Annotated in this window: 23 protein-coding genes and 1 pseudogene; 17 read left to right on the forward strand and 7 right to left on the reverse strand. The window is 64.2% G+C overall.

The window, feature by feature from the left end:
- Positions 1 to 6 precede the first annotated feature (6 nt).
- The 5 genes from C4Q27_RS22730 (at position 7) to C4Q27_RS22750 (ending at position 5116) form a co-directional block, all read left to right on the forward strand.
- On the forward strand, positions 7 to 816 hold the full coding sequence (locus C4Q27_RS22730; RefSeq protein WP_103469149.1) for an NAD(P)-dependent oxidoreductase: 810 nt from the start codon (positions 7 to 9) through the stop codon (positions 814 to 816).
- Positions 813 to 1901, forward strand: a complete 1089-nt coding sequence (locus tag C4Q27_RS22735; protein WP_103469148.1) for a mandelate racemase/muconate lactonizing enzyme family protein — start codon at positions 813 to 815, stop codon at positions 1899 to 1901. Before C4Q27_RS22730 ends, C4Q27_RS22735 begins: the two co-directional genes overlap by 4 nt.
- A gap of 81 nt (positions 1902 to 1982) precedes the next feature.
- Entirely contained in the window at positions 1983 to 2852 is an 870-nt protein-coding gene (locus C4Q27_RS22740; protein WP_103469147.1) for an aldose 1-epimerase, read from the forward strand.
- A gap of 39 nt (positions 2853 to 2891) precedes the next feature.
- A complete protein-coding gene (locus C4Q27_RS22745) occupies positions 2892 to 4172 on the forward strand; it encodes an OprD family porin (RefSeq protein WP_103469146.1) in 1281 nt (426 codons plus the stop codon).
- Between the two features lie 275 nt (positions 4173 to 4447).
- A complete protein-coding gene (locus tag C4Q27_RS22750; RefSeq protein ID WP_256600119.1) occupies positions 4448 to 5116 on the forward strand; it encodes an alpha/beta hydrolase fold domain-containing protein in 669 nt (222 codons plus the stop codon).
- 12 nt (positions 5117 to 5128) lie between these two features.
- Here C4Q27_RS22750 and C4Q27_RS22755 read toward each other — a convergent pair whose 3' ends face one another.
- Complete coding sequence (locus C4Q27_RS22755) at positions 5129 to 6166, reverse strand: LacI family DNA-binding transcriptional regulator (RefSeq protein ID WP_103469145.1); 1038 nt, start codon at positions 6164 to 6166, stop codon at positions 5129 to 5131.
- A gap of 281 nt (positions 6167 to 6447) precedes the next feature.
- Between C4Q27_RS22755 and C4Q27_RS22760 the strand changes: the two genes are divergently transcribed.
- From C4Q27_RS22760 to C4Q27_RS22775, 4 genes are all read left to right on the forward strand, one after another.
- The gene (locus C4Q27_RS22760; RefSeq protein WP_103469144.1) at positions 6448 to 7833 is read left to right on the forward strand and encodes an MFS transporter; all 1386 of its coding nucleotides are present in this window, start codon (positions 6448 to 6450) and stop codon (positions 7831 to 7833) included.
- 16 nt (positions 7834 to 7849) lie between these two features.
- Positions 7850 to 9037 carry a mandelate racemase/muconate lactonizing enzyme family protein gene (locus C4Q27_RS22765; RefSeq protein WP_103469143.1) on the forward strand — a complete coding sequence of 396 codons (1188 nt, stop codon included), beginning with the start codon at positions 7850 to 7852 and terminating at the stop codon, positions 9035 to 9037.
- A gap of 65 nt (positions 9038 to 9102) precedes the next feature.
- Positions 9103 to 10635 carry a UxaA family hydrolase gene (locus C4Q27_RS22770; protein WP_103469142.1) on the forward strand — a complete coding sequence of 511 codons (1533 nt, stop codon included), beginning with the start codon at positions 9103 to 9105 and terminating at the stop codon, positions 10633 to 10635.
- Between the two features lie 153 nt (positions 10636 to 10788).
- The gene (locus tag C4Q27_RS22775; protein WP_103469141.1) at positions 10789 to 12033 is read left to right on the forward strand and encodes an OprD family porin; all 1245 of its coding nucleotides are present in this window, start codon (positions 10789 to 10791) and stop codon (positions 12031 to 12033) included.
- An 88-nt stretch (positions 12034 to 12121) separates the two neighbouring features.
- Here C4Q27_RS22775 and C4Q27_RS22780 read toward each other — a convergent pair whose 3' ends face one another.
- The 3 genes from C4Q27_RS22780 to C4Q27_RS22790 form a co-directional block, all read right to left on the reverse strand.
- The gene (locus tag C4Q27_RS22780) at positions 12122 to 13429 is read right to left on the reverse strand and encodes a c-type cytochrome (RefSeq protein WP_103469140.1); all 1308 of its coding nucleotides are present in this window, start codon (positions 13427 to 13429) and stop codon (positions 12122 to 12124) included.
- An 11-nt stretch (positions 13430 to 13440) separates the two neighbouring features.
- Entirely contained in the window at positions 13441 to 15216 is a 1776-nt protein-coding gene (locus C4Q27_RS22785; protein WP_103469139.1) for a GMC family oxidoreductase, read from the reverse strand.
- 86 nt (positions 15217 to 15302) lie between these two features.
- Positions 15303 to 16007: a gluconate 2-dehydrogenase subunit 3 family protein gene (locus C4Q27_RS22790; RefSeq protein ID WP_103469138.1), complete on the reverse strand. Its 705-nt coding sequence runs from the start codon at positions 16005 to 16007 to the stop codon at positions 15303 to 15305.
- 206 nt (positions 16008 to 16213) lie between these two features.
- On the opposite strand from C4Q27_RS22790, the gene C4Q27_RS22795 reads away from it, so the two are divergent.
- The 8 genes from C4Q27_RS22795 (at position 16214) to C4Q27_RS22830 (ending at position 23656) form a co-directional block, all read left to right on the forward strand.
- A complete protein-coding gene (locus C4Q27_RS22795) occupies positions 16214 to 17257 on the forward strand; it encodes a LacI family DNA-binding transcriptional regulator (RefSeq protein ID WP_103469137.1) in 1044 nt (347 codons plus the stop codon).
- 127 nt (positions 17258 to 17384) lie between these two features.
- Positions 17385 to 18587 (forward strand): mandelate racemase/muconate lactonizing enzyme family protein, encoded by a 1203-nt coding sequence (locus C4Q27_RS22800; protein ID WP_103469136.1) that lies wholly within the window; start codon positions 17385 to 17387, stop codon positions 18585 to 18587.
- A gap of 61 nt (positions 18588 to 18648) precedes the next feature.
- Entirely contained in the window at positions 18649 to 20037 is a 1389-nt protein-coding gene (locus C4Q27_RS22805) for an MFS transporter (protein WP_103469135.1), read from the forward strand.
- A 26-nt stretch (positions 20038 to 20063) separates the two neighbouring features.
- Positions 20064 to 21251: an L-dopachrome tautomerase-related protein gene (locus C4Q27_RS22810; RefSeq protein ID WP_103469134.1), complete on the forward strand. Its 1188-nt coding sequence runs from the start codon at positions 20064 to 20066 to the stop codon at positions 21249 to 21251.
- 128 nt (positions 21252 to 21379) lie between these two features.
- Positions 21380 to 21865 carry a heme-binding protein gene (locus C4Q27_RS22815; RefSeq protein ID WP_232099724.1) on the forward strand — a complete coding sequence of 162 codons (486 nt, stop codon included), beginning with the start codon at positions 21380 to 21382 and terminating at the stop codon, positions 21863 to 21865.
- A 64-nt stretch (positions 21866 to 21929) separates the two neighbouring features.
- Positions 21930 to 22442 (forward strand): heme-binding protein, encoded by a 513-nt coding sequence (locus C4Q27_RS22820; RefSeq protein ID WP_103469132.1) that lies wholly within the window; start codon positions 21930 to 21932, stop codon positions 22440 to 22442.
- 12 nt (positions 22443 to 22454) lie between these two features.
- The gene (locus tag C4Q27_RS22825; RefSeq protein ID WP_103469131.1) at positions 22455 to 23357 is read left to right on the forward strand and encodes a DoxX family protein; all 903 of its coding nucleotides are present in this window, start codon (positions 22455 to 22457) and stop codon (positions 23355 to 23357) included.
- Between the two features lie 74 nt (positions 23358 to 23431).
- Positions 23432 to 23656: a helix-turn-helix domain-containing protein gene (locus C4Q27_RS22830; RefSeq protein ID WP_197862837.1), complete on the forward strand. Its 225-nt coding sequence runs from the start codon at positions 23432 to 23434 to the stop codon at positions 23654 to 23656.
- A 142-nt stretch (positions 23657 to 23798) separates the two neighbouring features.
- Here the strand turns inward: C4Q27_RS22830 and C4Q27_RS22835 are convergent.
- The 3 genes and pseudogenes from C4Q27_RS22835 to C4Q27_RS22845 all read right to left on the reverse strand — a co-directional run.
- Positions 23799 to 24290: pseudogene (locus C4Q27_RS22835) on the reverse strand (flavin reductase family protein); the annotation flags it as partial.
- Positions 24291 to 24384: 94 nt separating this feature from the next.
- Entirely contained in the window at positions 24385 to 24801 is a 417-nt protein-coding gene (locus C4Q27_RS22840) for an ester cyclase (protein ID WP_177410017.1), read from the reverse strand.
- Between the two features lie 23 nt (positions 24802 to 24824).
- Entirely contained in the window at positions 24825 to 25706 is an 882-nt protein-coding gene (locus C4Q27_RS22845) for a phytanoyl-CoA dioxygenase family protein (protein ID WP_103469129.1), read from the reverse strand.
- Positions 25707 to 25735 lie beyond the last annotated feature (29 nt).

The following is a 25735-nucleotide window of genomic DNA, read 5'->3' on the forward strand; positions in this document are numbered from 1 at the left end:
TACACCATGCCTACGCTTCTAGTCACCGGCGCCGCCGGAATCGTCGGAACCGCCCTGCGGCCGTACCTGCGCGAGCGCTTCAGCCTGCGCCTGCTGGACCGCCGGCCGGTCAGCGAGCTGGCCGCCAATGAAACCGCCCTGGTCGGCGACCTGACCGACCCGGCCTTCGTCCGCCAGGCCTGCGAGGGTGTCGACGCGGTGCTGCACCTGGCCTGTGCCCACGGCACCGATATCCAGTTCCAGGCCACGGTAGAGCCCAACTACCACGCCACCCTGTACCTGCTCGAAGCCGCCCAGCGCGCCGGGGTGCGGCGTTTCGTGTTCGCCAGCAGCCACCATGTGCTGGGGCAGTACCGCACCCAGGCTGGCGAACAGTTCGACGACCACCCGGTGGCGCCGGACAGCTACTACGCGTTGAGCAAGGTGTTCGGTGAAGCGGCCTGCGCGACCTTCTCCCAGCGCAGCGAGCTGGCCACGTTCATCGTGCGCATCGGCAACGCCGACGCCAAGGTCGCCGATGCCCGTCGTCTGCGCCTGTGGACCAGTGCCCGCGACCTGGCCCAGTTGGTGCTGATCGGCCTGGAGCACCCCGAGGTGCGCCACGAGATCGTCTACGGCGTGTCGGAATGCCCCCAGGCGCTGTTCCACAACAACCGTGCCCGCGCCCTGGGCTACCGGCCACAGGACCATGCGGCCGAGCACCTGGCCGACAACTTCCTCGCCTATGACGCCATGGCTCCGGTCGGTTCCGGCCGTGACCATGTAGGTGGCGCCTATGCCGGGGTGGCCCTGGCCAGTGTTCTGGAGCAAGCATGAAGATCGTCCGCATCGATACCCAGATCGTCGAAATCCCCTTCCACGACGGCGGTCGCGGGGTGGGCGGCACGCCTTCGGCCTGGCGCACACTGGAGAACGTGCTGGTGCGCGTCGAAGACGAACTGGGTAACGTTGGCTGGGGCGAGGCGTTCGGCTACTTCGTCGCCGACGCCACCAAGGCCCTGATCGACCGCCTGGTGGCGCCCCAGGTGCTGGGCCGCGAGGTCACCGACATTGCGGCGTTGAACATGGAGCTGCAGCAACGCCTGCACCTATTCGGCCGCTACGGCGTGACGATGTTCGCCATTTCCGGCCTCGACATCGCCCTGTGGGACCTGGCCGCCCGCCGGCAGCGCTTGCCGTTGCACCGCCTACTCGGCCAGGCCTATCGCGAACAGGTACCGGCTTATGCCAGCCTGGTGCGTTACGGCGATGACCAGGTGGCCCCGGCCACCTGCGAAAGGGCGCTGGAACAGGGGTTCAGCGACATCAAGCTGCACGAGGCCACCCTGCATGACATCGGCGCTTGCCGGCGTGCTGTCGGCGATGATGTGCCGCTGTCCACCGACGTCAATTGTTCCTGGACCGTGCAGGGCACCCGCGACTGGCTGCCGGCGCTGGCAGAGCTGAAGCTGGCCTGGCTGGAAGAGCCGATCTTCCCGCCCGAGGACTTCACTGCCCTGGGCAGCCTGCGCGGGCAGGGCGTGGATATTTCTGCCGGGGAAAACTGGTGCACCGCCGTGCAGTTCGAACAGGCCCTGGTGACCGCTGCGGTGGATTCCATACAGCCCAGTGTGACCAAAGTCGGTGGCATTTCCGAATGCCTGCGCATCGACCGCCTGGCCGAGCAGCATGAGGCGGTGATTCTGCCGCACTGCCCATACTTCGGCCCGGGCCTGATCGCCACCCTGCACCTGGCCGCCGTACAGCGTCGGGTGCCGCAGGTGGAGTACCTGTTCGTCGAGCCGGCTGGCTGGTTGTACCCGGTGGAGCAACTGCGCCAGGGTAACCAGCTGCAGATCCCTCAGGGCCCAGGTTTAGGCCTGGACATCGACCTGCAAGTGGCCGAGCGCTTCCGCCGCTAACCCGCCCCGTTAACGCCTCACCGCCGGGCCTCGGCACGGCGGCAGAGGCTGTGCATGCCTGAAAATGGCATTGGAGGTTCTATGCACACCGTGGTTCTGAGCAATGCCACCTGGTCGCTGGGCGTGCTGCCGGCCTGGGGCGGGCGCATCGCCCACCTCAATGCCGAGGGGCTGGACATCCTGCTGCCGATCAACGCCAACCGGTTCAACCCGCTGGACTGGCCACGGGCTGGCGCCTACCCGCTGATGCCGTACTCCAACCGCATCCGCAACGCGCGGTTGCAGTTCACCGGCACCGAGTACGCGTTGCCCGCACATCCGGCGGCACTGCCCCATACCTTGCATGGCGTGAGCCACACCCAGCCTTGGCAGGTAGTGGACAGCGGCAGCGATCGCTTGAGCATCACCTGCGACTACTTAGGCGAGCACTGGCCCTGGGCGTTTCGCGCCGAACAGCACTTCGCACTCGACGGCGCACGCCTGCGCATCACCTTGGTGCTGATAAACCTGGGGCAAACGCCCATGCCTGGCGGCCTCGGGCTGCACCCGTACTTCCAGCGCCACCCCGGCATGCGCGTGCAGTACCGCACCGGGCGCGAGTGGCAGATCGATGGGGAGTACATGGCGACCGGCGCGTACCAGGAGGGCGCCAGGGACTGGTCGATCAATGCGGATGCCGGCGAACCGCTCGCGCATTACCAATCACGCTGGAATGGCCAGATGCAGATCGATTACGCCAATGGCCATGTGCACCTTCAGGCCTCGCCGGTGCTGAACCACTTCGTCGCATTCGCCCCGGTCGGCAGCGCGTACCTGTGCCTGGAGCCGGTATCGCATCTGGCTGACGCGTTCAACCAGCCCCGCGACAGCTGGGCCGAAACCGGCACCCATGAACTCGCCCCGGGCCAGCGCCTGGAGGCCACCCTCGAATTCACCTGGCAACACCGCTAACGCAACACCTCACATACCTATAAGAAGAGCACAACAACAATGAAACACTCCTCGACTGGAGCGGGCTTTGCTCGCGTTGCAAAACCCTTGTCCCTGCTGCTCGGGCTCGGCCCGCTGTATGCTCAGGGAGCATTCCTCGAAGACAGCAAGGCCAACCTGACCTTTCGCAACTTCTACTACAACCACGACCTGCGCGATTCGACCAAACCTGCCCAGTCGAAGCTGGAGGAGTGGGCCCAGGGCTTCATTCTCAAGGGCGAGTCGGGTTATACCGATACGGCTGTCGGGGTGGGCGTGGATGTATACGCAGGCCTCGGCCTGAAGCTCGACTCGTCGCCCTCGCGCAGCGGCACTGCGCTGCTACCCGGGGCCTACAATCGCGCCGGCGGGCCGCGCAATGCCGACCCGCGCTCGGTGGACGAGTTCTCCGAGGCCACGGCGGCGGTCAAGTTCAAGTACTCGAAGAGCGAGCTCAAGGTGGGCGGGCTGTTCCCGAAGATTCCGCTGGTCAGTTCTGGCGACGCACGCCTGCTGCCGCAGTTCTTCGAAGGGGCGATGCTGGATATTCGCGAACTGGACAACGTCGATATCGGCCTGGGCCAAATGCGCAAGGTCAATCAGCGCGAGTTCGCCGGGGCCCGGGATATCCAGGTGGGCAACTACTACAGCGTGTTCAGCGACCGCTTCGATTACCTCGGTGGCACCTGGCGCGCCACGCCGCAAACCTCGTTGGGGGTATGGACCGGCCGCCTGGCGGATGTCTACCAGCAAACCCTGTACACCGGCACCCACACCCTCAAGGCCGGTGACTGGAACCTCTCCGGCACGCTCAACTACCTCGACACCGGCGAATCCGGCAGCGAAAAGGCCGGCCAGCTCGACAGCCGCATGACTTCGGCAATGCTCAGCGCCAACCTGCGTGCCCAGACGTTCCGCCTTGGCTACCAGTACAACGCTGGCGACAGTGCCTTGCCGTTCATCCACGACACCGACTTGCCCGGGGTGGCCAACGCCGTGCAGGTGCTGCGCTTCGACCGCGCCCAAGAGCGCTCCTGGCAGGCCCGCTACGACCTTGACTTCGCTGCCCTTGGTGTACCGGGGCTGACGGCATTCGCCCGCTACGTGAAGGGCGACAACTTCAAGGTGGCCGGCGAGGACGGCAGCGAATGGGAGCGCAATGTGGACATTACCTACGTGATCCAGAGCGGGCCCCTGAAGAACCTGGCGCTGCGCTGGCGCAACGTCCAACTGCAGGGCGATGCCACCGGCCGGCGTGATGAAAACCGGGTGATCATCGCCTACACCTTGCCTTTGCTCTGACCTGGAGGATTGCCCGTGGTATCCCGTCCGCTCGACCCTGCCATGCAGGCCTACATCGACAACAGCCAACGCTTCGCTCCGCATGACGGCAGCCTGGCGGCCCGGCGCGAAGCCTTTCTCGCTGCCTGCCTTGCCTGCACGCCGCCGCGGCCGGCGGGCTGGCAGGTTGCCGATATCGACCTGGAGGGCTTGCGCCTGCGCTGTTACACCCCCCCGGGCGCAGTGCCGCCCGGGGGTGGCCGACGCTGCTGTACCTGCACGGCGGCGGCTGGGACCTGGGCAATCTCGACACCCATGACTGGTTTGCCCATGCCCTGGCGCGGCGGGTGCCACTGGCGATCGTCGCCGTGGAGTACCGGCTGGCGCCGGAGCATGCCTATCCGGCGCCGCTGGAGGACTGCCTGAACGCATGGCTCGGTTTACGGGCCGGGGTTGTCGACCCCCGTCTCAGCACGGCGTGCCTGATGGTGGCGGGGGACAGCGCGGGTGGCACGCTGGCTGCGGGCTTGTGCATGGCATTGCGCCGTGACGGGTTGGAGCAGCCGCGGGGGCAGTTGCTGGTGTATCCGGTGCTGACGGCTCGGCAGCACTTGCCATCGATGCGCGAACAGGCCGAGGCGCCGATGATGACGGTGGCGGGGTTGATGAAGTCATTGGCAGGCTTCGTGCCCGCAGCGCCGCAGCGTAATGACCCCTGCGCCATGCCGCTGGAAGCTGAAGACTTTTCCGGGCTGGCACCGGCGTTGGTGCTGGTGGCGCGAGTCGACCCGCTGTGCGATCACGGGCTGGCCTATGTCGATGCGCTGGCGGCGGCGGGCGTGGCGGCCCGTGCTTGTGTGGGCGAGGGCATGGTGCACTCAAGCCTGCGGGCATTCGGGGTGGCCGAAGTCGAACAGGCCTGGGATCACATGGCGGCGCAGCTGCAGCGCTGGGCTGGCGATTGACGCGCGCAGCCCTCAGGTGCTTTCGCGAACCACCAGGTTGAAGCCCACATCTTCCACCTGTTCCCCACGCCCCAGGCTGCCTTCGATCCGCTGCAGCAGCAACTCTGCCGTACGCAAGCCAATGCGCCCGCCGTCAACATTCACCGTGCTCAAGCGCGGATGGGTGTGTGCGGCGAATTCCAGGTTGCCAAAACCCATCACTGCGAGGTCCTGAGGCACCCGCAGGCCGTTGGCCTGGGCCTCGGCCATGACCCCCTGGGCGAGCAGGTCGATACTGCAGATCACTGCATCCATCGGCACCTTGGCCGCCAGCAGCCGGGCCATGGCTTCACGGCCGTGGCCCATATCCACCGGCACGGCTTCGAGCTCGCAGGCGACCACTTTGACGCCTGCCTTGCGCAGGGTATCGGTACACGCCTGGCGCCGTCGGGTGGCGCGGGCGTCGTCGCTCCAGACCAGGCCGACGCGGCAGTGGCCGCGTTCGATGATGTGCTCGGCCATGGCCTGGCCGACGGCCTCGTGGGAAAAACCGACCACAGTGTCGATCGGGTCCTGCGCCAGCTCCCAGGTTTCCACCACCGGAATGCCACGGGCGATCAGCTTTTCCCGCGCTTCAGGGCTTTGCAGCTGGCGGGTCAGCACGATGCCGTCGGGGCGGCGGGCGAGTATCGCATCGATCAGTTCCGCTTCACTGCTGTTTGCCAGGTCTGACTGGCTCAGCAGCAACTGGTAGCGTGCCGTGGCCAGGCGCTGGCCGAGCTGGGTGATGGTGTCGACGAAGGCACGGTTGGCGATGTTCGGCACCACCACAATGACCAGCCGACTGCGCTGCGAAACCAGGGCGCCCGCGAGCATGTTCGGCACATATCCGGTCTTGCGGATGGCATTGCGCACCTTTTTCTGGGTTTTCTCCGACACCAGTTCCGGCCGGTTGATCACTCGGGAAACGGTGATGGGCGAGACCTTGGCCATCTTCGCCACGTCATCGAGGGTGGCAGGGGCAGCCAGCAGTGGTTTCGGATCAGCGACGGTAGCGGGCGTTTCCAGCATGGGGGCCTCTGGACGGGAGCTTTGAGCATATTGCCGATTCTACCGGAACGGCGCGCGTTTTTTTGCATTTCCTGCTAATTCCCAATGCATGGGAATTCACTGCGAACAGCGATTTGCAAAGCCCGCCAGCTCAGGCCTAGGATTAATGACAGCGCTGTCATTTGATAACGCTGTCATTGGTCGGAATCAGCTCTTCAAAAGGGCTGCGAGCTGCCAGAATCCGAAGCAGGTGCCGGTGCAAGGCCCTGCACGACGCCAATAAAAACAATGAGGCTACCGCGATGCACAACCACGACACCTACGCCGCCGGGCCTGCCCCTGGCGCCGTGGCCGCGTCCACCACGGCTACCCGCTATCGTTATTTGATCCTGGCCCTGATCACCATGGTCTTGGCCCTGAGCAGCGGTGATCGCGCCGCCCTGTCGGTGGCCGGTTCCGACATGAGCAAGGAGCTCGGCATCAGCTCGGTGGAAATGGGCTACCTGTTCTCCATCTTCAGCTGGGCCTACGTGATCTTCCTGATCCCTTCCGGCTGGCTGGCTGACCGCTTCGGCTCGAAGAAAACCATGGCCCTGGCCATCTGCGTGTGGTCGGCATTTACCGTGTGCATGGGTCTGGTGCACTTCGTCGGCATGATCGTGCCGCTGCTGCTGGCTCTGCGCTTTCTGCTGGGTGTGGCCGAGGCGCCAGTGGGGCCGGCCTCGACGCGGGTGATCGCGTCCTGGTTCCCGTCGGCAGAGCGGGGCATGGCCGGGGCCATCTTCAACAGTGCGCAGTACATCTCGCTGGCGTTCTTCACCCCGTTCATGGGCTGGCTGTGCTACGCCTTCGGCTGGGAATACGTGTTCATCGTCATGGGCATCGTCGGCTTCGGCATCGCCGCGATCTGGTGGAAAAACTACTACCTGCCGGTCAGCCACCCAAAGATGAATGGCGAGGAACTCGACTACCTGCGCAAGGGTGAAGCGCTGGTCGACCTCGAAGCCCAGGCCTCGCTGCCCAAGGAAAAGCGCCGCAGCTCGCTGGCGGAAGTCGGCCTGCTGTTCAAGAGCCGCATGCTGATCGGCATGTTCATCAGTCAGTACTGCGTCAGTGCGGTCACCTGGTTCTACGTCACCTGGTTCCCGATCTACCTGGTCAAGGAGCGTGGCTTCGACATCCTCCAGGCTGGCCTTGTCGCTTCGATTCCGGCCCTGTGCGGGCTGATCGGCGCGGTGTCGTCGGGCTTCTTCTCTGACTACCTGCTGCGCCGCACGAAGTCTCTGAGCATTGCCCGTAAAACGCCAATCATCACCGGCGTGCTGCTGAGCTCGACCATGATGCTGTGCAACTACGTCGATGCCCAGTGGCTGGTGATTGCGGTGATGAGCCTGGCGTTCTTCGGCAAGGGCTTTGGCAACCTCGGTTTCAGCGTGGTGGCCGACACCGCGCCGCGGGAAATGATCGGCATGACCGGCGGCGTGTTCAACGCCCTGGGCAACACCGCCGGCATCGTCACTCCGGTGGTGATCGGCTACCTGCTGCACTCCAGCGGCTCGTTCAACAGCGCACTCATCTATGTCGGCGCCCACGGCCTACTGGCGGCGTTCTCCTACCTGGTGATCGTCGGCCGCATCCAGCGTTTGCAGCTCTCCGACCTGACCGGCAAACCGGCCAATGCTCAGTGATTCAGAGGACCACGCCATGATCGAAAGCAACGTCTACATCGACCCGAAGATCGCCGCCCTGCAACCTGGGCCAGCGACCACTGACAGCATCGCCTGGATCAAGCTGTCGTACACCGTGCTGCTGCTCGGCGCGCCAATCAGCGATGCCAAGGTACTGACCGGGCGGCAGAAGCCGCTGACCGAAATCGCGTTCATTTTTGCCGAGATCCGCACCCGCGAAGGCCATGAAGGCATCGGCTTCGGTTACTCCAAGCGCGCCGGTGGCCCAGGCATGTACGCCCACGCCCAGGAAATTGCCCCGACCTTGCTGGGCGAGGACCCCAACGACATCGCCAAGCTCTACAACAAGCTGCTCTGGGCCGGTGCCTCGATGGGCCGCAGCGGCCTGACCACCCAGGCCATCGCGCCGTTCGACATCGCCCTGTGGGACTTGAAAGCCAAGCGCGCCGGCTTGCCATTGGCCAAGCTGCTGGGCGCTCACCGCGACTCGGTGCAGTGCTACAACACCTCCGGCGGCTACCTGTCGACGCCGCTGGAAAAGGTTCTGGAAAACGTACAGACCTCCCGTGGCAATGGTATCGGCGGCATCAAGATCAAGGTCGGCCAGCCGGACACCAGCATCGACTTCAATCGCGTGCAGGCGGTGCGCGAGCAACTGGGCGAAGGCTTCCCGCTGATGGTCGACGCCAACCAGCAATGGGACCGCGTCACCGCCCAGCGTTTCTGCCGCAAGCTCGAACAGTTCGACCTGACCTGGATCGAGGAGCCGCTGGACAGTGCTGACGTCGAGGGCCACGCCGCCCTGGCCGCATCGCTGGACACTGCCATCGCCACCGGCGAGATGCTCACCAGCTTCAACGAGCACGCCCAGCTGATCACCGCAAACGCCTGCGATTTCGTCCAGCCCGATGCGCCGCGGGTCGGCGGTATCACGCCGTTCCTGCAGATCATGAGTCTGGCCAGCTTCAAGGGCCTGAAGCTGGCGCCGCACTTCGCCATGGAAATCCACCTGCATCTGGCCGCGGCGTACCCGGAAGAGCCATGGCTGGAGCATTTCGAATGGCTCGAGCCGATGTTCAACGAGCGCCTGGAGCTGCGTGAAGGCCGCATGTGGGTACCCAATCGCCCGGGCCTGGGCTTCTCCCTCAGCGAACAGGCCCTGGCCTGGACCCAGCACAGCATCGAGTTCGGCAAACGCCCTTGAGCAAGCCATGGCGGTGGCGCTTGTGTCGCCACCGCCATGGGTGACAACACCCACAGGAAAACACCATGAGTCACCGTGAAGTCAGTCCAGTCATTCGCCTCGATGCCGCCGACAATGTCGTGGTCGCGCGTATCGAAATCCCTGCCGGCACCGCCATCACCGGTGAAGGTGTCACCACCCAGCAAGCCGTGCCGCTGGGGCACAAGGTCGCTGCCCGGCTGATCGCCAAGGGCGAGCCGGTGCTCAAGTACAACACGGTGATCGGTTATGCCGCCGAGGACCTGCCGCCTGGCACCTGGATGCACAGCCACAACATCGCCTTCGGCGAAACCGACCGCGACTACCGCTACGGCCTGGACTACATCCCCACCGACCTGCTGCCGGCCGAACAGCGCGCGACCTTCCAAGGCATCGTCCGCGAGGACGGCCGCGTGGCCACGCGCAATTACCTGGGCGTGTTCGTTGTTGGCAACTGCGGCGCCACGGTGGCGCGCAAGATCGCCAACCACTTCGACGAGCGCCGCCTGGCCGGCTTCCCCAACATCGATGCCGTGGTGCCCTATGTGCACGAAATCGGCTGCGGCATGGAAATGACCGGCGAGCCGATGGACCTGCTGCGGCGCACCATCGCTGGCTACATCAAACACCCCAACACCGTGGGCGCGGTGGTAATTGCCCTGGGCTGCGAGCGCAACAACATCCATGGCTTCTTCGAGCAGGAAGGGCTCGTGGAAGGCGATATGCTGAAGAAGCTGGTGATCCAGGACGTTGGCGGGGTCAAGAGCGCCACCGACCAGGGCATCGCGCTGATCGAAGGCATGCTGCCCAAGGCCGACCAGGCGCGGCGCGAGCCGGTGTCCGCCGAGCACTTGATGATCGGCATGCAGTGCGGTGGTTCAGATGGTTTCTCCGGCCTTTCGGCCAACCCGGCGCTGGGGGCGGCGGTGGATATCCTGGTGCGCCATGGCGGCACCGCGATCCTTTCGGAGACTTCGGAAATCTTCGGTGTCGAACACACCCTGACTGCCCGCGCCGCCACCCCGGCGGTGGGCCGAAAGCTGATCGAGCGCATCGAGTGGTGGCTGGAGTACAACCGCGGCCGCGATACCCAGATCAATGGCCGGGTCAGCCCCGGCAACAATGCCGGTGGCCTGGCCAACGTGCTGGAAAAGTCCCTGGGCGGCGCGAAGAAGGGCGGCAACGCGCCGCTGATGGACGTGTACGAGTATGCCCACCCGGTGAAGACCCACGGGCTGGTATTCATGGACACTCCCGGCTACGACCCGGTCTCGGCCACCGGCCAGATCGCCGGCGGTGCCAACCTGATCGCCTTCACCACCGGCCGCGGCTCGTGCTTTGGCTCGGTGCCGGCGCCGACCTTCAAGCTGGCAAGCAACTCGCCCATGTACCAGCGCATGAGCGACGACATGGACATCAACTGCGGGCAGATCATCGACGGCGACAAGACCATCGCCCAGATGGGCCAGGAAATCTTCGAGCGCCTGCTCGCCCATGCCTCGGGGGAGGCAACCAAGAGCGAACTCAACGGCCTGGGCGAGGATGAATTCTGCCCGTGGCAGATAGGCGTGCTCGCCTGACCCGGCCTCTTCGCGGCTAAAGCCGCTCCCACAGGATTCACCTTGATCCCAGGGGCTGCACAGTCCCTGTGGGAGCGGCTTTAGCCGCGAAAGGGCCCTCTCGGAAAATCACAATAACAATGGCCGGTGCGAAACCCGGCCAAGGGACCTGTCATGCATAAAAACAACAAGACGCTGCCCGCTGCCATCCTGCTGTCCGCTACGCTCCCGGCCCACGCCCAAGGTTTCCTTGAAGATAGCCAGGCCTCGCTGAAAGCCCAGAACTTCTACCTCAACCGCGACTTCCGCGAAGACGCGGGCATTTCCAAGCGCGAAGAATGGGCCCAAGGCTTCATCCTCGACTTCCGCTCCGGCTACACCCCCGGCACCCTCGGTTTCGGCGTCGATGCCCTCGGCATGCTCGGCCTGAAGCTCGATTCAGGCCCTGGCCGCAGCGGCACTGGCCTGCTGCCGGTCGGCGACGACGGTCGCGCCCCGGACCAGTACAGCAAGTTCGGCATCACCGCCAAGGCGCGGCTGTCGAAGACCGAACTGAAGATCGGCACCCAGCTGCTCAAGTACCCGACCATCGCCTCCAGCACCGGACGCATCCTGCCGCAGACCTTCCAGGGCGGTGTGCTCACCTCCAAAGAGTTGGATAGCCTGACTTTCACCTACGCGCAGATCGACCGCACCACCAAGCGTGACTATTCCCACACAGAGGCCATGAGCCTGGTCAATAAGAACCGGCGTTTCAGCGGCACGCCCGAGGCTGACGACTTTCGCATGGGCGGTGTGGACTTCGTGGTCAACCCCAACTTGAGCCTCAGCTACCAATACGGTGAGCTCGACGAGATCTACGGCCAACATTATTTCGGCCTGCTCGGCAGCACCGCGCTGGGCCCTGGCAAATTGGCCCTGGATGCGCGCTACTTCATAAGCGACGACAAGGGCGAGGCGCTGGCCGGCCCGGTCGACAACCGCACGCTCAATGTGCTGCTCAGTTACAGCCAAGCCGGGCACACCTTCGGCGTCGCCTACCAGGGCCTGTCCGGCTCCACGGCCATGCCTTACCTAGTCGGCACCGACGCCTACTTGACCAACTACATGATGGCCGCCGACTTCATGGAAACCGGCGAGCGCACCTGGCAGCTGCGCTATGCCTACGACTTCGTCGCCCTGGGTATTCCGGGACTTACGTTCTCGACCCGATATAACCATGCCGATCATGCCAACCCGGCCACCTTCGCCGGGGAAGGGCGCGAGTGGGAGCGCGACACCGACCTGGGTTACACCATCCAGTCCGGGCCACTGAAGAACGTCAACGTGCTGTGGCGCAACGCGGCGCTGCGTTCCAACTATCAACGCGATATCGATGAGAACCGGCTGATCGTGAGTTACACCTTGCCGCTGTTCTGATTGCTCAAGTCATGTACGAGGAGTAGCCGCCGGGTATTGGCGGTGTGGCCGGTAAAGTCTTTTACCGGCCTTTTTTTCAATGGCGGACTCAGAAATGATTTTTCATCGTCGGCTGCAGGCCAAGGTGCTCCCGTGTGCGAGCTACCGCCTGAGCCTCGACCTCGGGGGCGGCGTTGCCCCAGCTATTGCGCACATAGGTCAGCACGGCGGCGATGTCGCTGTCACTGAGCTTCCAATCAAATGAAGGCATGCCGGCCCCGGTGACGTTGCCTTCGGTGACCACCGCCTGGCCGCCCTTGAGCACCGTGCTCACCAGGTTCGCACCACTGGGTGTGCGGATTCCGGGGTTGTCGGCAAAGCCCGTGACCATGCCGGGCAGGCCTTCGCCCCTGACATTATGACAGGCCATGCAATTGAGCTCGTACACCTGCGCACCGCGCTGCATGATCGGTTCGCTGGCGGCAATGGCGGGTGGCGGGGTGGTCTTCGAGCCGTCGACTGATTTGAGATATTCGGCGATCGCAGCCAGGTCCTGGTCGTTCAGGTGCTGAGTGGAAAATTCGACCGCTTCACCCATCGGCCCCGAGGCGATCGCCTGGTGGTTGGCCCCGGTCCTGAGGTAGACCGCTATCTGCTCCGCGCTCCAGCTGCCCAACCCGCGATAACGGTCGCCGGTGATCTCCGGCGCGTAGCTGTCGAGCAGCTCGGCACCCTGCAGGTAACGACCGGTGTCGCCACCGAGCAGGTTCTTCGGCGTATGGCAGGCCGCGCAATGGCCGGCGCCGTCAACCAGGTAGCGCCCGCGGTTCCATTGTGCGGACTGTTCGGGCTGTGGCACGAACGGGGTGTTGTCGAAGAACAGCAGATTCCAGCCCAGCAGGGTCTGGCGAATGTTGAACGGGAAAGCCAGGGTGTTGGGCGTGGGCGCCTGCTGCACCGGTTGCACTGTGCGCATGTACGCCCACAGGTCGTGCAGGTCGGCGTCGCTGATCTTGACGTAGGCGTTGTAGGGCATGGCCGGGTACAACCGTTGCCCGTCCTTGCGCTGGCCATGGCGCACCGCACGGAAGAAGTCGCGCTCGGTCCAGCGGCCGATGCCGGTCTGCGGGTCGGGGCTGATATTGGTCGAGTAGATCACGCCAAAGGGCGTCTGCAACCCGTAGCCGCCCGCGAATGGAGCGCCGCCTGGCGTGGTGTGGCAAGCGGCGCAGTCGGCCTGGGCCGAAACGTACGCGCCGCGGGCGACGGCGGCAGGGTCGACCGCAAGGGTGTCGGCGCCAGTCAGTTGGTCATCGGCGACGTTGTCAGCGGCACTGTCGTTGCTGTGCAGCACGGCGGCGGCGAGGCCGGCCAGCGCCAGCGCGATGCAGCTGGCCAGCAAGGTCTTGGTCTTCATGGCAGCTCCTTTCACGCCTGCACCAGCGGGCCGGGGTTCTTGATGTATTGCTCGATGATCGCCTTGGCCGTCCACAAGGCCAGGGCGCCGATGGTCACGGTGGGGTTGTAGCCGGCGTTGTTGGGGAACGACGAGGCGCCGAGCACGAACACGTTGTGCGCTGCCCAGCACTGTTGGAAGCGGTTCAGGGCACTGGTGCGCGGGTCGGTGCCCATCACCACACCGCCATTGGTGTGTGAGGAGTCGTTGGCGCGGAACGGCGTGTAGTGGTCGGCGGCGAAGTTGTAGGACTCGATGTGCTGGCCGCCGACGGCCTGGGCGATCCGATCGCACTGCTTGCGGATGAACTCGCCCGAGCGCTTGTCGTTGAGGTTGTAGTCGAAGGTCATGCGCATCAGTGGCCGACCGTAGTTGTCCTTGTAGGTCGGGTCGAGGTCGAAGTACATGTCCTCGTGGGCATAGCTGGTGCCCTGGCCCTGGATCATCGCCCAGTTCTGGTAGCTGTGCCGGAAGGCCTGCTTCCAGCCTTTGCCCCAGGTCGGCGCGCCTTTGGGCAGCACGCCGGCCATGCCGATCGGCAGGCCGCTGTTGGACAGCGACTGGATGCCCGCGCCGCCAATGAAGCCCAGGCCGCTGTGGTCGAAGTTGTCGGCGTTGAAGTCGTCGATCTGGATGGCCAGGCAGCCGGTGTTGATGAACGGGTTGAGGTGCTCCTGCTCGAACCACAGGTAGGCGTAGGAGAGTGTCTGGAAGCTGTAGTTGCGCCCGATCACGCCACGGCGGGTGCGCGGGTCATAGGGCTCGCCGATGCCCGAAAGCAGCATCAGGCGCACGTTGTCGAGCTGGTAGGCGGCGACGATGACGATGTCGGCGGGCTGTTCACCCTGCATGCCGTGCTTGTCGATGTAGCTGACCCCGGTGGCGGTCTTGCCGTCGGCGGACTTGTTGATGTGCAGTACTTCGGTTTCGGTCAGCAGTTCGAAGCTCGGGTGGCGCATCAGCGCCGGCACCACGCAGGCGTTGGGGCTGCTCTTGGACCAGTTGCCGCAGCCGAACAGCTGGCAGTAGCCGCAATAGGTGCAGGGGCCCATGCGCACGCCCAGCGGGTTGACGTAGGCCTGGGAGATCGTGCCGGCGGGGACCGGGAAGGGGTGGTAGCCCAGCTCGGTGGTCTTGTGGGTGAAGATGTCATTCCAGTGGCTGGGCACCAGTGGCGGTGTCGGGAATTCACGGCTGCGTGAACCTTCGAAAGGGTTGCCGCCGGGCATCACCTGGCCCTCGATTACCCCGGCCTTGCCGCTGGTGCCGGCGATGCGCTCGAAGCGGTCGTAGAAGGGTTCGAGTTCGGCGTAGGTCACACCCCAGTCCTGCACCTGCAGGCCCGGCACCAGTTGCTGCTTGCCGTAGCGCTCCACGGTCTTGCTGTACGGCTCGAAGTCGAACGGGTTGAAACGCCAGGACGCGGCGGCCCAGTGGGTACCGGCGCCGCCAACGTTGTTGCCGAGGGTCAGGTTGCTCCACTCGCGCACCGGCAGGGCTTGCTGGCCGGCGTGGTTGCGCACGGTGTAGGTCTCCAGGCGCGGCGGCTGGAGGATTTCCTTGCGGGTGGCCCAGCGCAGTTCGTCGGTGTCCACCGAGGGCGGAAAGTCCGTGGCGGTGTCGCGCCAGGCACCACGCTCGATGGCCACCACCTTGAGTCCGGCCCGGGCCAGTTCCTCGGCGATGATCGAGCCGGACCAGCCCAGACCGATCACCACCACGTCCGCTTTGGCTCTTGTCGTTTTCATCTGTATTCCTTGGGGCGCGCGCAGGCGGGGGCCGGCAGGGCCACGGGGCTGCCTCGCGCAAAATTGGGGGGAAGGTCCGGGTGGACTCAGCCTGCCCGGTCGAGCAGGCTCACCGGCTCCAGGTCGAGCGGCAGGCCTTTCCTGTGCAGATACGGGCGATAGTCGTAGCGGGCGCCGGGGAAGCCGATCAGCCGCCAGCCCACCATGTCGCGGTTGCCGCCATACATGGGGTCGGCCAGGTAGCCTTCGCGCACGTTCTGCAGCAGCAGTGCGAAGAAGTCGGCATCCAGGGGCGCAGTACCGGCTTCCATCGCTCGCAGCAGTGCATCCTGCTGTTCACCGGTCAGGCCGCTGAACGGCCGGGCATGCTGCTGCTGGCAGTACTGACCGAGCCGCGCCAGGCCATCGCGGTAGCGCTGCGCAGGCGTCAGCCTGAACTGCGGCCCTTGCTCGGGCGTTCCCTGCACGTAGGGGCCGAGGCGGTAGGTGCTGGCGGCCTGGCCGTAGGGCCCGGCCAGTTGCCGGTCGATAAACACCACGCAGCCGGCCTGGCTGGCGCTCATGCCCAGTTCGTCCTCGGGGATCAGGCGGTCGAAGATGGCCGCCACTTCCCGGGCTTCGTCTGAGGTGAGGTAGGCTAGGGCGCCGGATTTCGGCGGTTGGGGCAGGGCGTCGGCGTGGGTGCCGCTGGCCCGCGGGCGGTCGCTGGCGAGCACGCCGGCACTGGCGCTGCCGATGGCGCCAAGGGCGCTGATTTGAACGAGTGAGATCAGGGCTTCACGTCGATTCATGTCCATCATCCTCAGGACGTGCGTCGGCCAAGGGGCACTGGCGACGCGTGCGTTATTGTTATGGGGCCGGCCTTGTGGCTGGCGGGGCGAGTCTAGGGGCGCAGCGACGGCCCGCGCCATGACTGTTTTGACGGGTTTCCTTCAAGATTGTCGCAGGCTACTCTTGCCCGACTTCAGCAACGGTGCATCCACGGGGTAGGGCGGGTATGGCTTCAGACGGCAAAGGGCAGGTGCGTGCGGCAGTCACCTTGAGCGATGTGGCGCGCTTGGCCGGCGTCGCGCCGATGACGGTGTCGCGCTACCTCAACCAGCCGGACACCGTGCGCGAACCGACCCGCCTCAAGGTGCGCCGGGCCATCGAGCAGACCGGTTACGTGCACAACCGCCTGGCCGGCGCGCTGAAGTCCAGCCGCACGCGGCTGGTGGCGGTGGTGGTGCCGATGGTCACCAACCCGATCTTCTCCGACACCTTCCAGGCCATCAACGAGCGCCTGATCAAGGCTGGCTACCAGGTGCTGCTGGGCGTCTCGGGCTACCAGACCGAGCAGGAGCAGGAGCTGCTGGAGGTGATCCTCAGCCGCCGCCCGGACGGCATCATCCTCACCGGCACCCTGCACACCAGCCTCAGCCGCAACCGCCTGCGCGCGGCTGGCGTGCCGGTGGTGGAAACCTGGGACCTGTCTGCCGAGCCGATCGACATGCTGGTCGGGTTTTCCCACGAACAGGCCGGGCGCGAGGTGGCGCGGCAGCTGGTGGGCCAAGGCTACCGACGCTTCGCCCTGCTGGCCGTTGACGACCCGCGTGGCTTGCGCCGTGCCGACAGTTTCGTCCAGGCCCTGGCCGAGCAGGGCATCACCGACGTCCAGCGCCAGACCTGGCAGGGCCTGCCGTCCCTGGCCCAGGGTCGTGAAGGCCTGAGCGTGCTGCTCGAGCAGTCCGCCGTCGATAGCGAAGGCCCTTGCGCCGTGGTGTGCACCTCCGACACCATTGCCCAGGGCGTGCTGACCGAAGCGGCCGCCCGCGGCATCGCGGTGCCCGGGCAACTGGCGGTAATGGGCTTTGGTGACATGGCCTTCGCTGCGCACACCTTCCCGGCCTTGTCGACGGTACGTATCGACGGCACCCTGATGGGCGACACGGCCGCCAGGATGTTGCTGGAGCGCCTGGGCGGCGATGCGCAATCGCCCGCGACCGTTGATATCGGCTTCAGCCTGGTGCAGCGCGAGAGCACTCAGACGCTGGAAAGTTAACGTTAACATTTTCACGCTTCGGCAAACTTTTTTCTAAATCCTCTTGTCCTGTATTTCTGGATGCGCTAGGTTTTTTAGCGGAAATGGTAACGATACCATTTGCTGGAATGGACTCAGGACAAGAACAATGTCGAAGATCACCTGTGTTAGAACCCTGCGCCTGCCCGAACGCCCCAAGCTGCTCTGGCTGGAGATCGAAACCGATGAAGGCCTGATCGGCCTGGGCGAAACCTTTCGTGGTGCTGCCACCGTCGAGGCGGCCATCCACGAACTCATCGCCCCAGGATTGATCGGCCGCGCCTCACGGCAGATCGAAGCAATCTCCCTGGAACTCACCACGCCCTACGTCGGTTACCACAGCGCCAGCGCCGAAATCCGCGCCGCCAGCGCTGTGGACATCGCCCTGTGGGACCTCAAGGGCCAGCGCCACGGTATCCCCATCCATGAAGCGCTCGGCGGTGCCTGCCGCGAGCGCATCCGGGTGTACAACACCTGCGCCGGCTACGAATTCAACACCCAGCAGGGTGCCCGCCGCGAGATCAGCGCAAGCGACTGCGCCCAGGGCCCTTATGACGATCAGTTGGCCTTCAGCCGCGACGCCGGCGCCCTGGCGATCAGCCTGGTGGAGGAGGGCTACACGGCCATGAAGATCTGGCCGTTCGACCAGTTCGCCCGCCAGCCCGGGGCCAACACCATCAGCCTGGACGAGGTGCAGAAGGGCTGCGAAGCGTTCCGCCAGATTCGCGCGGCGGTGGGCAACCGTATCGAGATCATGTGCGAGCTGCACAGCCTGTGGGACACCACGGCAGCCCTGCGCATCTGCCAGGCGCTGGAAGCCTTTGACGTGTACTGGGTGGAAGACCCGCTGTGCAAGATGGACGACGCCCAGGCCCTGGCCGACCTGCGCAAGCGTACCCGGGTGCCGATCTGCGCCAGCGAAACCCTGGGCGGCAGTACGGCCTACCGTGACCTGCTCAAGGCCGACAGCCTCGATTACCTGATGCTCGACCTGGTGTGGTGCGGCGGTTTCACCGAAGCGCGCAAGATCGCCGCGCTGGCGCAGGCCTACAACAAGCCGCTGGCGCCCCACGACTGCACCGGCCCGGTGGCGTTGTTCGCCGGCTTGCACCTTGGACTGCATGCGCCCACGGCCGTGCTTCAGGAAGTGGTGCGGGCATCGCTGTCGAGCTGGTATGGCGAACTGGTTACCCAGCTTCCGCAGATCGATGGCGGCTTCGCCCTGGCACCGCAACGGCCTGGCCTGGGCACGGCACTGCGGCCTGAAGTGCGCCTGCGTACCGATGCGATCGTGCGTGAAACCCACTGCTGACTGATTGCTGCGCGGCAGCCTCCCAGGTTGCTCGCGCTTGCAAACCGGTATCGAGAATACAATGAAAAAAATACATTCTCTGCGCCGCTTCATCGCCGAACACCGGCGCCATGAAGTCATTGCCCTGCTGTTCGTGATGATGATCATCAACCAGGGCGACCGCGCCACGCTGTCCATCGCCGGCGCCAGCCTGGCCGATGAAATGGGCCTGGGGCATGCCCAGATGGGCTGGCTGTTCTCGGCCTTCGCCTGGGCCTACATGCTCCTGCAACTGCCGGGTGGCCTGGCCATCGACCGCTTCGGCAGCATTCGCGTGCTGGGGCTGGCGATCGTCGCCTGGTCGCTGTTCACCGGGTTGATTGGCACTGTCGCGATGATGCCGGTGGGCCTGGCCTTCGTCGCCGTATTCGCCCTGCGATTTCTGGTCGGCGCTGCCGAGGCACCGTGCTTTCCGGCCAACAGCAAGATCGTCTCGATGTGGTTCCCCACGGCCGAACGTGGCACCGCGACGGCGATCTTCAATTCGTCCCAGTACTTCGCTGCGGTGGTGTTCACACCATTGCTGGCGTGGGTCTCGACCCGCTGGGGCTGGCCGTGGGTGTTCTATGTGATGGGCGTGGCGGGCGTCGCCATGGGCGTGGTGTTCATTCGCCGGATCAAGGCGCCAGTCGAGCACCCGACGCTGACGGCGGTGGAACTCGAGGCCATGCGCCTGGGCGGGGCCAGCCTGCGCGAGCACGCTAGCAGCCGGCCGCCAGGGCAGGGCTGGCGCGACACCTGGACGCGCGCCCGTGGCCTGCTGCGCCAGCGCATGTTCCTCGGCATCTACCTGGCGCAGTTCTGCATCAGCACGCTGACGTTCTTCTTCCTCACCTGGTTCCCGGTGTACCTGGTGCAGCAGCGCGGGCTGTCGTTGCTGGATGCCGGCCTGTTGGCGGCGGTGCCAGCCATCTGCGGATTTGTGGGCGGGATTACCGGCGGCATGGCTTCGGACTGGATGTTGCGCAAGGGGATGTCGCTGACGTTGGCGCGCAAACTGCCGATCTTCATCGGCATGGCGCTGTCGATGAGCATGATCCTGTGCAACTACGTGGAAACCAACCTGCTGATCGTGCTGTTCATGGCCCTGGCGTTCTTCGGCAAGGGCGTGGGCGCGCTGGGCTGGGCGATCATCGCCGATGTCTCGCCCAAGGACAGCATCGGCATGAATGGCGCGATCTTCAACACCTTTGGCAGCCTGGCCGGCATCGTCACCCCGGTGGTGATCGGCTACATGGTGCAGTCGATGCACTCGTTCAATGGTGCCCTGGTGTATGTCGCGCTGAATGCCGTGGGTGCGTTCGTCAGCTACCTGCTCATTGTCGGCCCGCTGCAACGCCCCGACGACAACTCGAACCCGCAAGACCGCGACCGGCCCGCGCCATCGCTCAAGCCTGCTACTGCGCGCTGACTTTATTACTGACAAGGACAATAACAATGAATACATCAGGACGTACCTCCCGCGCATTGCGCATTGCCGGTTTTGCCCTCGGCCTTGCCTGCACCCCGCTGGTACAGGCGCAGGACCTGCCGCCCAGCGGCCAGCCGCTGACCGAGGTCGCTCGCCTGGACTGGCTGTGCAACGCCGTGGCACTGACTTCCGGTGGTCGCCTGTTCGTCGGCCTGCCGCGCTGGCCAGGCTTCGAGAAAACCCCGTCGATCGCCGAGGTGCTGCCCGACGGCAGCCTCAAGCCGTTCCCGGGCGGGCAGTGGAATGCCTGGGCACCGGGCAAGCCGAGTGCTGCGGCGCTGGTAAAGATCAACACCATCCATATCTTCGACGACGACACCCTGTGGGCCATCGACCAGGGCGAGGATGCCGGGCCCAAAGGCATCAACCCCGGGCAGAAGATCCTGCAGTTCGACACCCGCGACGGCAAGTTGCTGCGCAGCATCAGCCTGCCCGCCAGCGTGTTGCCGGCCGGCGCCCACCTCAACGACCTGCGCCTGGACAGCGAGCATGCCTATGTGACCGACTCGGGCCTGGGCGCGATCATCGTTGTCAACCTGAAAACCGGTGAAGCCGTGCGCCGCCTGGCCGGGCATCCGTCGACGCAGATGGCGCCCGAACGCCGGCCGATCGGTGAAAACGGCCAGCCGCTATTGCTGGCTGACGGCAGCGATCACCAGGTGCATTCCGACCCTATCGAGATCAGCCCCGACGGCCAATGGCTGTACTACCAGCCGCTGAGCGGGCCGTTGTGGCGGGTGCCGACCGCAGCGTTGCGCGACACGCGGATCAGCGAAGCGGAGCTGGGCAAGCAGGTCGAGTTCGTGCATGACACCAGCCCGCTGACTGGCACGGCGATGGACAGTGCCGGCAACGTCTACCTGGGCGAGTATGACCGGCCGCGCGTGTCGGTGTACGCGCCGGACGGCACGCTGCGCGTGGTCGCCGAAGACCCGCGGCTGTGGAACCCGGATGCGATGATCATTTCCGACCAGCGCGAGCTTTATATCCCGGTGCCGCAGAGTGCGCGCTTGGCCTCCAACCGTGGTCCTGGCGGCCAGGACGCGATCGTGCGGCCATTCATGATCTACAAGGTGCAACTGCCGGCAGCCCTGGGGGGGCGCGAGAAAGTCCCGGCCGTGGTCGGCAAGCCGCTGACCACCGTCGCCCGCTGATCCACTTACCCCATTAACCCACTTGATGCACTTGCGAGCCCCTGCGGCTCGCGAGCAGGGCGCCCCTGCGCCCGCATTCAGCCAGCCCTGCGCAAACACGCACAGGGCACCAACCAGGAGATGTACCGATGAAAACAACAATGACCATCGCCGCCTTGTCCCTTGCCTTTGCCATGGCGACTTCTGCCCAGGCCGCCAGCCCGGCGCCGACGGTGGTGGCCCAGGAAAACCTGTCCACCGCCGCTGCCCTGCAGTTGACGCAGCAAGCCACCGAGCTGGCCGCCAGCCGGGCCATGAAGATCTGCATCGCGGTCACCGATGCCGACGGCCACCTGCTGGCCTTCACCCGTATGCAGGGTGCATATGCCGGCTGCGTCGAGGCCTCGATTGCCAAGGCCACCTCGGCAGCGCGCTTTGCCATCAACACCATCACGTTCTATGACCTGGCGCGCAAAGAGAACCTGGCCATCGGCACCATCCCCGGCATCCTGCCGGCAGTGGGCGGGGTAGTGGTCAAGCACGGTGGCAATGTGGTCGGCAGCGTTGGCGTAAGCGGTGCCACCGACCTGACCGAGCAGAAACTCGCCGAAGACGTGGCGGCGACCTTCCGCTGATGGCCGTGGCCCTCTGTGCGAATGCGCGGAGGGCCAATCTGGATCGATTGAAAAGGAATTGCAGATGAACGTTTATTTCCGGCGCCTGCTCCTGGCTGGCCTCACTCTGTTTGCTGCGCCATGGGCCCAGGCCAGTGAAGGCACTGCCTTGCGTGGCACCACTCAGCTGTCCCTGGGCGGCGCGGCAGCGCTGCTCGACAGCGCCGTGGCCAAGGCTCGCGCCGAAGGCACTCACCCGTGCATCGCGGTGACCGACACCAATGGTTACCTGCTGGCCTTCAAGCGTATGGACGGCGCCGCCCCAGGCTGCATCGAGGCGGCGATCAAGAAGGCTAACTCGGCGGCGATCAACGACGTCGACACCGTGGTGTTCTACGACCTGGCGCGGCAGAAGAACCTGCAGCTGGGCAGCATTCCCGGGATCCTGCCCGCCGTCGCCGGGGTGGTGATCCGCCAGCAGGGCCAGGCAGTCGGTGCCTTGGGCGTGGCCGGCGGTGCCAGCGATGACCAGGAGCAACGCATGGCCACGGAGCTTGCGCGTGCCTTCGAGAAAACCCTGCCTGTCAGCCACCCTTGATCGAGGTTCGTGATGAACAGTCCTGTACGTTCCCTTGATGTGGTCGAGGGCGCTTATGCCAACGACTACGGTCTGCTCAAGCCGTCGCGCATGCCCAACGCACTCAGCGTGGCCGGGCTGGCGGCGACTCTGGTGGCCGCCCTCTATTGTGGTTGGGGCAACCATACGTTGCCAGATTTCGCCGCCTGGTCGAGCACGCTGTGGATGTGCGTCGCCTTGTTCAGTGCGGCGCTGATCACCCCCAGGGCGTTCGCCCCGGGCTTTCTGCTGTCGTTGCTGCCGTTCCTGATTGCCTGGCGCGTGGCGGCGATGAACGATGCACTTGTCATGGTCTGGGTCGCGAGCATCGCCGCCGTGCCGTTGCTGTTGCAGTTCGCCGACTGCGTGCTCGGCGACCTGCGTCGTGATCGCAAGAAGCCAGGGGCCTGGCTGGGGTTGCTGTTGTGGCAGGCGACGATCGTGCGCATGTACTTCGGCCTGAACGAGCTGTGCCACAGTTCCGAGAAGATCTTCGCCGGGCTGGGCTGGTTCCATCGCTTGGAGACGGGCTTCCAGGGCTTTGGCCTGGGTGAGGTCGCGGCGTACTTCGTGGTGCTGGGCGGGCTCATCGAGTTTGCCAGTGCCGTCAGCGTCGGGCTGGGGTTGTTCGCACGGCTGGGGGCATTTGTGAGCCTGGTGTATTTCCTGGTAGCTACGGTCGGTTTCGGCGGTGAGTGGAGCCGGGGCTATGCCTGGGCTTCGCCGGGCGGGGGCGGCTGGGAGTACGTGATGCTGCTGATGGTGGTGTTTGCCGGGGTGATGGTGACCGGGGCCGGCAAGTTCTCGCTGGATGGTTGGTTGTTGCGTCGGGGCTGGATGCCGCGTCGCTTGATGTGGTTGGCATTCAACGTTAAGGGTGCCAGTCCCCGCGAGTAGAGAAGGCAAGCGGAGTAGGCGAAACTTGCACAGCCATGGCAGACTCCGCACCTTTTGTTAGTGGATGTTTCCAGGTGGACAAGATTGACCGTCGCCAAGGCATGGCGGATGTCGCCCAACTGGCTGGCGTCAGCCTGAGTACCGTCGACCGTGTGTTGAACGAGCGCGGCAGCGTTTCCGACAGCAAGCGTCGCAAGGTGCTGCAGGCAGCCCAGGTGTTGGGGCTCAAACGCCTGCTGCCGTCTGCGCTGCATGGCTTGCTGCGCTTTGCTCTGATTAAGTTGATCGTCATTCGGTGAGATGAAAATTTGCTGGCGAGGCACCATGTTAAAACGGCCGTGTCCCAAAGGCGTGTGGCCGGCGACATACATCGAGGTGTGTTTTTCCAGAGGCCTGAAGACTAAAAGGAATCAACAAATCTCATCCAGATGCTAAGGAAATGTACGCTCCCTTGTGGAACACCAAGGGGGCTCTACCGTGATCGGTGAATGCAACGACTTGTCCAAGGATGACATGGTGGTCGCCTGCATCGATTTGGCCAAAAAGCTCACATTCAAGATGAGCAGAACACCCATAGAACACTGGGGCTCCCCCGGCCCCGCAGGTATGTTCGACTGCGGCGAACTTCTCCTCACCACTTCTGGCGAATCTGTTAGATAAGTCGATTTGTTCGGCGGCCAAGATGTTCACCGCGAAATGAGACGCTTGGCTGAATACCTCATAGCTAGAGGAGCGCTTGTCGATGCTCCACAAGATGAGGGCCGGATTTAACGATACGGAGCTGAAGCTGTTCGCCGTAACGCCCACCTTTCTGCCTGCTAGAACTGCGGTCATGATGGTTACCCCAGTTGGAAAATTACCAAGCGCATTTCTAAATGCGCGGGGATCTATTTGGGGGGGATACTTGAGTTTGGTTACTGGCGAGCTTTGCATCGGCGTGTTCCTTCGCGCTGCTGATATTGTTGGCACAATTTATCCATGGCGGGCCTCCAGGTGCATATCGTGGGATGCGCCTGGAGGCTTTTCGTCACGCCCAGCCCAGTTGCTTACCCGCGTGGCTGTCGTTCCACACCTTCGTCACCTCGGCCACTTTGCCGTCCTTCAACCTCATGACGAAAACGTAGTCCGAAATTACTGGTCTGCCGGTGGCTGGTACAGGTTCATTGATACCAGTGTGAGTCCCGCAGAACCGAGCAAACGCGATAACGGTTTGACGCTTTTCATCAGTCGCAACGTTGACCAGTTCGTAATGTGCGTCCGGCAAAATTTCGAGAAGATGCGGCATCGAGTCGCTATATGCTTCAACTGTTTTCATCGCCTCAAGAGACTCAGCTTGAACGTTGAATACAGCGCCGTCGTGGCAGTAATGGCGGCACTCCTTCCATCCTTTGCCAGACTCACAGACTTCAAAGAATGCCATGGCAGTTTCGGCGATAGTGCTCATGAGGTAGTCCTTCCAGTGAGTGATCAGATGAGAGAGTCTGCATATGCAGCCGAGCTCGAGTTCGCTGTACTACTCAAGGCGTTGAAGCCCGAGGAGCGACGCTCGGTACTGCCCTTGAGGTAAGCGAGCGGGTCTTCAAAATCGCGGACATAGCCCATGGCGAAGCATCCACACTGGTAGCCCATCAGCTTCAGCAAATCGTCAGGGAGAGTACGAGCTACTTCTGGTGGGGTGGCCAGATACTGGTTTTCTTCTTGGCGTACCCAGCCTACCGCGTAGGTGATGTTCAAGGCCTGGCGAACCTTGTCGCTCTTGTTCTCACCAGCGCCGTGGTAGATCTTGCCGGTGTAGAGCAAGACGGAGCCCTTCTTCATTTCCGCTGGAATGCCAGCTGTCGGAGAGTACTTCTGGCCAGGCCCGGCGAACTGGCTGTCTGGAACGATACGAGTAGCACCGTTTTCGGCGGTGTAATCCGTCATCGCCCACAGCGTATTGCACTGAACCTCGTAGTCGTTCGGGAACTGGAAAAAGTCCCAGGCCAGCTGATCCTGATGCAGCACCTGGGCGGGCGAACCCGGATGTACAGAGATCACTTGTGTCAGGTGCAACTGGAAGGTTGAAGCCTTACTCAAGTGTCTAGCAGCCACCCCAACCACCAAAGGATTCATGATCAGATCACGCGAGGTTTCCGAGCGGAGGATCATTGCGCCGGTACGCTGGGTAGAGAACCCTACAAATTTATCCTCTCCGAAAGGCGTGGTGTCGATGTACGGGCCCATCTCAGCGGCGACCTTGTCCATGACATCAGCGCTCACGAGTTCATCGATCACGACGTACCCATGCTCTTTCAAGGAATTACTGACTTCTTCGATGGTGGCGGTATTGGGCAAGCGGTTAATGAGCATTTTGATTTCCTCTTTGAATGCAGTGAAGG

The organism is Pseudomonas sp. SWI36, from assembly GCF_002948105.1.
In the GTDB taxonomy this organism is placed as follows: Bacteria; Pseudomonadota; Gammaproteobacteria; order Pseudomonadales; family Pseudomonadaceae; genus Aquipseudomonas; species Aquipseudomonas alloputida.